Below are 8,646 nucleotides of genomic sequence, written 5' to 3' on the forward strand. Positions count from 1 at the left end.
GGGCTGGCTGAAGCGACTAGTTCTATACGAGCGCTTTAGCTTTCCTCATCTTCATATATCCTCGATAATAGGGTTCGAGAGTCTCTACCAGGCTGCCGTAAATGGCCTGACTATGAAGGCAGGGTTTTTTATATAGTGATTATGCAAGAAAACTAGAATTCTGCCTTCCGGATTGCAGGGGGGGAGATTTCTAGTTTTTTTTGTTTGTATTTAGTAAAAAATAGGCTGTGTTATACTTGGCAGTTGATTTCTGCTCCAGGCGCTTCGCTTTCCGCGGGCGGTACGAGGAGGCTCCCCTGTCCCGTACTCCCGCAGGAGTCCTCGCGCCTTCCGCTCCAATCAACTAGTTTATAAAAATCAACAGTGACCTTTAACACAGTCAAAAGAATAAAATAACTTTTTAAAGAGGTGGCCGTTTTGACGGGAAAGCAGGATATGATTGTTGTTTTAGACTTTGGAAGTCAATATAATCAGCTGATTACACGCCGAATTCGTGAGTTTGGTGTGTATAGTGAGCTGCATCCGCACACGATTACAGCGGAGGAAATTCGCCGGATGAATCCAAAGGGAATCATTTTTTCCGGGGGACCTAACAGCGTGTATGATGAAAATTCATTCCGCTGTGATGAAGCCATTTTTGAATTAGGTTTGCCGATTCTCGGTATTTGCTATGGCATGCAGTTAATGACTGTTCACTATGGCGGAAAAGTAGAACCAGCGAAGCAGCGTGAATATGGCAAAGCCACAATGAACAGTGAACGCGAATCGGTTCTGTTCGATGGTCTACCAAACGAACAGGTTGTATGGATGAGTCACGGCGATTTAGTCGTGGAGGTACCAAATGGCTTTACAGTTGATGCAACCAGCCCATCCTGCCCGATTGCGGCAATGAGCAATAAAGTGCAGAACCTGTATGCGGTGCAATTCCATCCGGAAGTGCGCCATTCGGTTTACGGGAATGAACTCCTGAAGAATTTTGTATTCCGTGTCTGTGATTGCAGCGGCAGCTGGTCGATGGAAAGCTTCATCGAAATGGAAATCGCTAAAATCCGTGAAATGGTTGGCGATAAAAAAGTCCTTTGTGCGTTAAGCGGCGGGGTAGACTCCTCAGTGGTGGCGGTGCTAATCCATAAAGCCATCGGGGATCAGCTGACCTGTATTTTCGTTGATCATGGTTTGCTGCGAAAATATGAGGCAGACAGTGTCATGAAGACATTCTCCGAAGGGTTCCATATGAATGTCATCAAAGTGGATGCAAAAGACCGGTTCCTGAATAAATTAAATGGCGTCTCCGATCCAGAGCAGAAGCGGAAAATTATCGGCAACGAATTTATTTATGTGTTTGACGATGAAGCGACTAAGCTTGAGGGTATCGAGTTTTTGGCGCAGGGAACGCTTTATACAGACGTGATTGAAAGTGGTACGGCAACGGCGCAAACCATTAAGTCCCATCACAATGTGGGCGGACTGCCAGAGGATATGCAGTTTAAATTGATTGAACCATTGAACACTCTGTTCAAGGATGAGGTCCGTGCGCTTGGCACTGAACTAGGGATACCGGATGAAATTGTTTGGCGTCAGCCTTTTCCTGGACCAGGTCTCGGAATTCGCGTCCTTGGGGAAATTTCCGAAGATAAACTGGAAATCGTCCGTGAATCCGATTGGATTCTCCGTGAAGAAATCAAAAATGCGGGTCTTGAGCGCGATATCTGGCAATATTTTACCGTTCTGCCGAATATCCGCAGTGTAGGTGTTATGGGTGATGCTAGGACGTATGACTATACAATCGGCATCCGTGCCGTTACTTCGATTGATGGTATGACATCCGACTGGGCGCGCATTCCGTGGGAAGTCCTTGAAGTCATTTCAACGCGGATTGTTAATGAAGTGCCTCATGTAAACCGGGTTGTGTACGATATCACCAGTAAGCCGCCAGCAACCATTGAATGGGAATAAAAAAGGCGGAGCACCCCGATCTTTTTGAGCTGTAGTAGACACTTCCCAAATACGGCAAAAAGGGGCTGTCCAAAAAGTCAGGTAACTGACTTTGGATAGTCCCCTTTTTTAAATTTTTGGCTGGTTCGATTGGGCCTGTTGATTTGCGCTCCGGTTGCTTCGCTTTCCGCGGGGAGGTTCCGGGAGCCTCCTCGGCGCTTGCGCCTGCGGGGTCTCCCGAGACCTCTGCATCCCGCAGGAGTCTTCGCGCTTCCGCTCCAATCAACAGGGCTCCAAATAGCCAAAATTTTTAAAAAATCACAAAAATCATCTTTTCTTTTCTTGTAATGAAAGTTACCACAGCAACATTTCAGAAATATAAGAAGACGGAGAAAAAAGACTCCACCTTCTTTATTTTAGGGACTTATGGGAAGCTCCTCTTTGTCTTTAATCTGCGAATCTTATTCCAATCTTTCCTTGTTGCTTCGCGTTCTCCAAATACCGGAATGCCTCTTCAAACCCTTCAACATCAAACACTTTGTCCACGATTGGATGAATCTGATGTGCCTCCACGAATTGCAGCATCTCCTGATATTCTTCAAAGCTGCCCATCGTGGTGCCTTTTAAGTTGAATTGGCCGTAGAAAAAGCCTCTGAGGTTAAAATCAACAACATCACCGGTTGAAGATCCAAACATAACCATTGTGCCGCCTTTTCGCAGGCTATCCAATGATTTCTGGAAGGTAGCAGCCCCAACTGATTCAATGACTATGTCGAACTTATCACCGTTTAGGGCAGTGCTCCAGTCTTCATCTGTTACCAATCCCTGGTCTGCACCCAGTTCAAGGGCAGCTGCCAATTTTTCCTTTGAACGCGAGGTTACCGTAACATGCGCCCCAGCAGCTTTGGCGAATTGCAATAAGAAGCTGGCCGCACCACCGCCAATACCGGGAATCAACACTTTGTCCCCCTTTTTTACCTCGCCGCGTGAAAATAACGCGCGATATGCCGTCAATGCTGCTAATGACAGTACTCCCGCTTCCTCCCATGAATAGGACTTGGGTTTAAGGGCAATATGCGTTTCAGCTGCGATCACTTCTTCAGCAAAGGTGCCATTGATTGGATTGCCGAGAATTTTAAAATCATCATCAGGGGCATCCGACTTTCGATCCCAGCCAACTGCTGGATAGATCATGACTTCATCATTCACCTTGAATTTCGTTACCTTACTGCCGACTTCCGTTATCACTCCAGCAGCGTCAGAACCGATAATGAGCGGTTCTCCGTTTGGATCGTGCTGTTGTAAGGTAAAAAGATCCCTATGATTTAGACCTGCGACTTTAACCTTTATTCTTACTTCATTGTCTTTAAGCAAAACGGACTGTATTTCTTTTAACCGTAATCCCTCAAGTCCTGTCTTACCATAATGGACTAGAGCTTTCATCTGCATTACCTCCTAAAATGTTGTTCTCCCCTATGTATTCTCCAACCAAGGGACAAGACCTGCCTTTATTGTTGAATAATACGAATCTTCGGCAGTTACAATCAGATTGCACGAACAATGATGAATTTATTTTAAAAAATGTTCGTGTTTTATATTGACGAATAATACCTTCCTTGATATTATAATAGAGTATTTAATAAGTTGTCGAATTACGTCGTATAATATTGGGAATATGGCCCAAAAGTTTCTACCAAGCCACCGTAAACGGCTTGACTACGAGGTAAGTGTTGATAAAAAAGGCAGAGATGCCTTTGTTGCACATTACCCTAGTCAACGTTCTGGTAGAAAAAAGCCAGAACGTTTTTTTATTTTAAAAAAGAAAATTAGGGGGAAAGAATCATGCAAAAGTACTTTGAGTTTGAGAAGTACGGTACCAATTATCGTCGGGAATTTATTGGCGGATTCACTACATTTTTAGCAATGGCTTATATTTTAGTAGTCAACCCGTTAACATTGTCACTCGCTTCCATAAAGGATCTTCCAGATGCATTAAGAATGGACTATGGCGCGGTTTTTGTTGCGACAGCCCTGGCATCTGCAATCGGTTCGATTATCATGGGCCTGATCGGAAAATATCCGTTGGCACTCGCACCGGGGATGGGCTTAAATGCGTTCTTCGCTTATTCGGTTGTATTGGGCAGTGGAATTCCATGGCAGCATGCACTTGGAGCGGTTCTTATTTCGGGTATTTTCTTCTTCTTACTGACGTTAACTGGTCTTCGTGAGAAATTAATAAATGCGATTCCACAGGAATTAAAGTATGCGGTAAGTGCCGGAATTGGTTTGTTTATCACGTTTGTTGGCTTGCAAAATGCGAAAATCATTGTCAATAATGATGCCACCCTTGTTGGGTTGGGTGACCTAACAGATGGAAATGTATTACTAGCTATTTTTGGAATTTTCGTGACAGTGATTATGATGACGAGGAAAATCAACGGAGCTGTTTTTTATGGAATGGTGATCACTGTTATTGTCGGAATGATTTTTGGTTTAATTGATGTCCCACACCAAATCGTGGGGAAAGTTCCTAGTTTAGAACCAACCTTTGGTGCAGCTTTCTCTTCCTTTGGTGACAGTTCGTTCTACACAACTGCTATGTTGGGAGTTATTTTAACCTTCTTGTTTGTCGATTTCTTTGATAATGCAGGGACACTTGTTGCTGTAGCGGGACAGGCTGGGATTATGAAGGATAACAAACTTCCTCGTGCCGGAAGAGCGTTAATTTCCGACTCGGTTGCTTCAAGCGTTGGGGCCATTCTTGGAACCTCTACAACGACGTCTTTTGTGGAATCAACGGCAGGGGTTGCCGCGGGGGCAAGAACTGGTTTTGCTGCACTTGTAACAGCAGCATGCTTTATCTTATCGATCTTTTTCTTCCCATTATTGTCTGTTGTTACTGCACCTGTGACAGCACCAGCTTTAATTATTGTCGGAGTACTGATGGTTTCATCACTAGGAAAAATTGATTGGACCAAATTTGAAATTGCTGTGCCATCGTTCTTAACGATTATTACGATGCCGCTTTCTTATAGTATTGCAACTGGTATCGCAATCGGCTTTATCTTCTACCCAATCACGATGATCGTAAAAGGTCGTGCGAAAGAAATTAATCCGATTATGTACTTATTCTTTATCATCTTTGTACTTTACTTCATATTCTTAAAATAAAAATTGTTTGACGTGAGCTGTGGGGATAGAACCTGCAGCTTTTTTTATTCTTCATTATAGAAACCTCGGAAAAAAGAAACTTGCACTATCTTGTTTTATAGAAAAGGATTCAGGGCTCCGCTTCAAGGAGTTTCCAGCAATTTTACAGGTGCTTATCGAACATTGTCGTTGACTTTTCCTAGCTGCCTCTTTTACCATGTTAATGGATGAACAAGGAAAAGAGGAAAAACTATGGCGGAATTGCGGATTGATAAGGTATTAAATAACAATGTACTCATAGCTGAACACCCATCCTATCAAGAAGTCGTTTTGATTGGTAAAGGAATAGGCTTTAATCGCAAACGTGGCGATCTTATCAACGCGGATGCCGGGGAAAAGCTGTTTGTCTTGAGAAATGAAAAAGAACAAGCAAACTATATTCAATTACTTCCATTTATAAATAATCAGCATCATGAGGCCATTATTTCAGCACTTGAGCTAATCAAGCAGAGAACAAACGCTCAATTAGATGAACATATCATTGTTGCCCTGACAGATCACTTGATGTTTGCTCTATCTCGTGTCACTCAGGGGATTGAACTAAGAAACCCCATTTTAGCTGAGACGAAAGCGCTCTATCGATTTGAATACGAAATCGCATCAGAGGTGGTTCAGCTTATAAAAGATAGGACCGGAATCCTTCTTCCTGTAGGTGAGATTGGGTTTATTGCGATTCATATCCATAGTGCCATGACGAACAAAAATCTGTCGGAAGTTAATCAACACTCCCAGCTCGTAACTAAGCTAGTGGAACTGGTAGAGGAACAATTCGGGCTGGAGATTGATAGAGACAGTGTAGGATACATGAGGCTCGTCCGCCATCTTCGCTTTGCCATTGGGCGTGTCGTGAAGGGTGAAAGAGTGGAGGAACCTGAAAAAATTGCTGCCCTTCTTAAAGAGGAGTATCCTGTATGTTATAATCTCGCATGGAAGCTTATTAAAGTAATGCAGCACACTTTAAAGATGAAAGTATTTGATGCAGAAGCTGTGTATTTAACGATGCATTTGCAGCGCCTGCAAAATAAATTTAAATAGCAGCATGTTTACGTGTTACTGATTCGATCAGGCATGAGTAATAAGTTTTGATGAATGGGGAGCAGTAGGTAAAAACTATACCCATTGCTATCATCATTGGACTTTTTATTCATGCTTTTTTGTTGTTGGAATTGTAATCGCTTCATGGGCTCTTGCTTTATCTTGGGAGGTATTATTTACATGTTTAAGAACGCTTTTGGTGTCTTGCAAAAAGTCGGTAAAGCACTCATGCTTCCGGTTGCCCTGTTGCCGGCAGCTGGTTTGCTGCTGGGGATCGGCAATGCATTGCAGCAGCCGACAACGCTAGATTATTTACCGTTTCTTCATGCACATTGGATCCAATTGGTGGCTAGTGTCATGGAGAATGCAGGCTCCATCATTTTTGGCAACTTAGCACTGATCTTTGCAGCGGGTGTTGCCTTAGGTTTAGCGGGAGACGGTGCGGCTGCACTTGCGGCTATTGTTGGTTATTTGGTATTAAACCAGGTAATGAGCACTTGGGCTGGTGTCACGGCAAAGATGGTTGCTAACGATCCATCCTTTGCAAATGTGTTAGGAATCCCTACCCTGCAAACAGGTGTATTCGGAGGTATTATCGTCGGATTGATTGCGGCTTTTTCCTACAATCGATACCATAATATCGAGATGCCTTCCTTCCTAGGATTCTTTGCAGGCAAACGGTTTGTCCCGATTGTAACAGCTGTTTTTTCGCTGTTAGCGGGTCTTTTGCTATTGCTGATATGGCCGCCGATTCAATACGGCATGAATGTTGCTTCTAACTGGATGCTTGGAAGCGGGACCTACTTTTCCGTATTCATGTTTGGCTTTATTAAAAGGCTGCTTATTCCGTTTGGTTTGCACCACATTTGGTATGCTCCATTCTGGTATGAGTTTGGTTCCTATAAGACAACTGCAGGTAATATTGTTCACGGTGACATGACGATTTTCTTTGCTCAATTAAAAGATAATGTAAAACTTACTGCTGGATACTTTATGCAGGGGGAATTCCCGATTATGATGTTTGGTTTGCCAGCTGCTGCTTTAGCTATGTATCATACAGCAAAACCAGAAAAGAAAAAGATGGTGGCAGGGTTATTGGGGTCTGCTGCGTTGACTTCGTTCCTAACAGGTATTACAGAACCACTGGAATTCTCATTCTTATTTGTATCGCCGTTATTATTCTTTATTCACGCAGTTCTAGATGGTTTAGCGTTTGTATTGATGGCCATGTTCAAGGTCCATTTGGGTTACACATTCTCCGGCGGTGCCATTGATTATCTCTTATTTGGCATCCTTCCTGGAAAAGAGCTCTGGTGGATTGCCATTCTTTTAGGGATTGTTTTTGGAGTCATTTACTACATAATATTCCGGTTCATTATTAGCACGTTCAACATTAAGACTCCAGGTAGAGAAGAGGAAGAGGATGAATTTGTAGAGGAGGCTCTGAAAGGACAAGCCGGAGAGCTTCCTTATCAAATTCTTGATGCAATGGGTGGACAACGGAATATCGCTTTTCTTGATGCATGTATCACGCGTCTTCGGGTTTCGGTACATGATATCAACGACGTAAATAAAGGTAAATTGAGAAAGCTCGGAGCAGCAGGCATGTTAGAAGTGGGCAACAATATTCAGGCAATCTTTGGGCCACGTTCTGAAATTATTAAGGGACAGATGGAAGACATCATGAGCGGCAAAAGACCAAGGAACATGGAGGATCCAGAACAGAAGGAAGAAGATGCTAGTCAGAAAATACCGCAAGCTGATGCCAGCAATACAATTGTGGCCCCAATTAAAGGAGAAATAAAAGAGATTACTGAAGTGCCAGACCAAGTCTTTGCTAACAGAATGATGGGTGATGGCTTTGCGATTGTTCCATCAGAGGGTTTGGTAGCTTCACCAGTTGACGGCAAAATTATCAATATGTTCCATACCAAGCACGCAATCGGTATTCTTTCTGACAGAGGCCGTGAGATTTTAATTCACGTGGGGCTTGATACGGTCAACCTGCAGGGCCAAGGCTTTGAAGTTTTAGTGTCTGAAAATGATACAGTTAAAAAAGGTCAACCGTTATTAGAATTTAATATCGATTACATTAAAGACCATGCGAAATCAACCATTACACCAATTGTCTTCACTAATTTAGCGGAAGGCGAAAAAGTTGTTATCAAAAAACGAGGACTTGTTGATCAAGGACAAGAAGACATTATTAACATTACAAACTAAATGAAACCGGCCCGATTGAAAAGGGCCGGCTTTTCGAAATAAGTTTTTGGAAAATTGTTTTATTAATATTTACATTGACTTCAATTGGAGACGGTGATATTATACATAAGCAGTCGTTGATGAGCAGTTAACAACTTGAAAATGATAAAAAAGTTGTTGACATTGAAATTGATGATGTGCTATATTAGTAGAGTCGCTTTTGAAAAGCACTCACGAAAATTGCTCTTTGAAAACTAAACAAAC

5 protein-coding genes and 2 riboswitches are annotated in these 8,646 nt (G+C 42.8%); of the genes, 4 read left to right on the plus strand and 1 reads right to left on the minus strand.

Annotated features, from left to right (window positions below):
- Nucleotides 1-31 precede the first annotated feature (31 nt).
- A riboswitch (purine riboswitch) is annotated at nt 32-133 on the plus strand.
- A gap of 302 nt (nt 134-435) precedes the next feature.
- A complete protein-coding gene (gene guaA, locus BN2425_RS02705) occupies nt 436-1,956 on the plus strand; it encodes a glutamine-hydrolyzing GMP synthase (RefSeq protein ID WP_042454757.1) in 1,521 nt (506 codons plus the stop codon).
- Between the two features lie 426 nt (nt 1,957-2,382).
- On the opposite strand, the gene BN2425_RS02710 is transcribed toward guaA, so the two are convergent.
- The gene (locus BN2425_RS02710) at nt 2,383-3,378 is read right to left on the minus strand and encodes a quinone oxidoreductase family protein (protein WP_042454729.1); all 996 of its coding nucleotides are present in this window, start codon (nt 3,376-3,378) and stop codon (nt 2,383-2,385) included.
- A 194-nt stretch (nt 3,379-3,572) separates the two neighbouring features.
- Nucleotides 3,573-3,674: riboswitch (purine riboswitch) on the plus strand.
- 103 nt (nt 3,675-3,777) lie between these two features.
- Between BN2425_RS02710 and BN2425_RS02715 the strand changes: the two genes are divergently transcribed.
- The 3 genes from BN2425_RS02715 to ptsG all read left to right on the plus strand — a co-directional run bounded on the left by BN2425_RS02715 (nt 3,778) and on the right by ptsG (nt 8,403).
- Entirely contained in the window at nt 3,778-5,106 is a 1,329-nt protein-coding gene (locus BN2425_RS02715) for an NCS2 family permease (protein WP_042454732.1), read from the plus strand.
- Nucleotides 5,107-5,337: 231 nt separating this feature from the next.
- Complete coding sequence (gene glcT / locus BN2425_RS02720) at nt 5,338-6,180, plus strand: glucose PTS transporter transcription antiterminator GlcT (protein ID WP_042454734.1); 843 nt, start codon at nt 5,338-5,340, stop codon at nt 6,178-6,180.
- A gap of 180 nt (nt 6,181-6,360) precedes the next feature.
- Nucleotides 6,361-8,403 carry a glucose-specific PTS transporter subunit IIBC gene (ptsG, locus tag BN2425_RS02725; protein WP_042454736.1) on the plus strand — a complete coding sequence of 681 codons (2,043 nt, stop codon included), beginning with the start codon at nt 6,361-6,363 and terminating at the stop codon, nt 8,401-8,403.
- Nucleotides 8,404-8,646 lie beyond the last annotated feature (243 nt).

The organism is Neobacillus dielmonensis (assembly GCF_000612665.1).
In the GTDB taxonomy this organism is placed as follows: domain Bacteria; phylum Bacillota; class Bacilli; order Bacillales; family Cytobacillaceae; genus Neobacillus; species Neobacillus dielmonensis.

Coding starts and splice junctions, on each gene's coding strand:
- ptsG (WP_042454736.1), top strand. CDS start 6,361: ATGTTTAAGAACGCTTTTGGTGTCTTGCAAAAAGTCGGTAAAGCACTC.
- guaA (WP_042454757.1), top strand. CDS start 436: ATGATTGTTGTTTTAGACTTTGGAAGTCAATATAATCAGCTGATTACA.
- glcT (WP_042454734.1), top strand. CDS start 5,338: ATGGCGGAATTGCGGATTGATAAGGTATTAAATAACAATGTACTCATA.
- BN2425_RS02710 (WP_042454729.1), bottom strand. CDS start 3,378: ATGAAAGCTCTAGTCCATTATGGTAAGACAGGACTTGAGGGATTACGG.
- BN2425_RS02715 (WP_042454732.1), top strand. CDS start 3,778: ATGCAAAAGTACTTTGAGTTTGAGAAGTACGGTACCAATTATCGTCGG.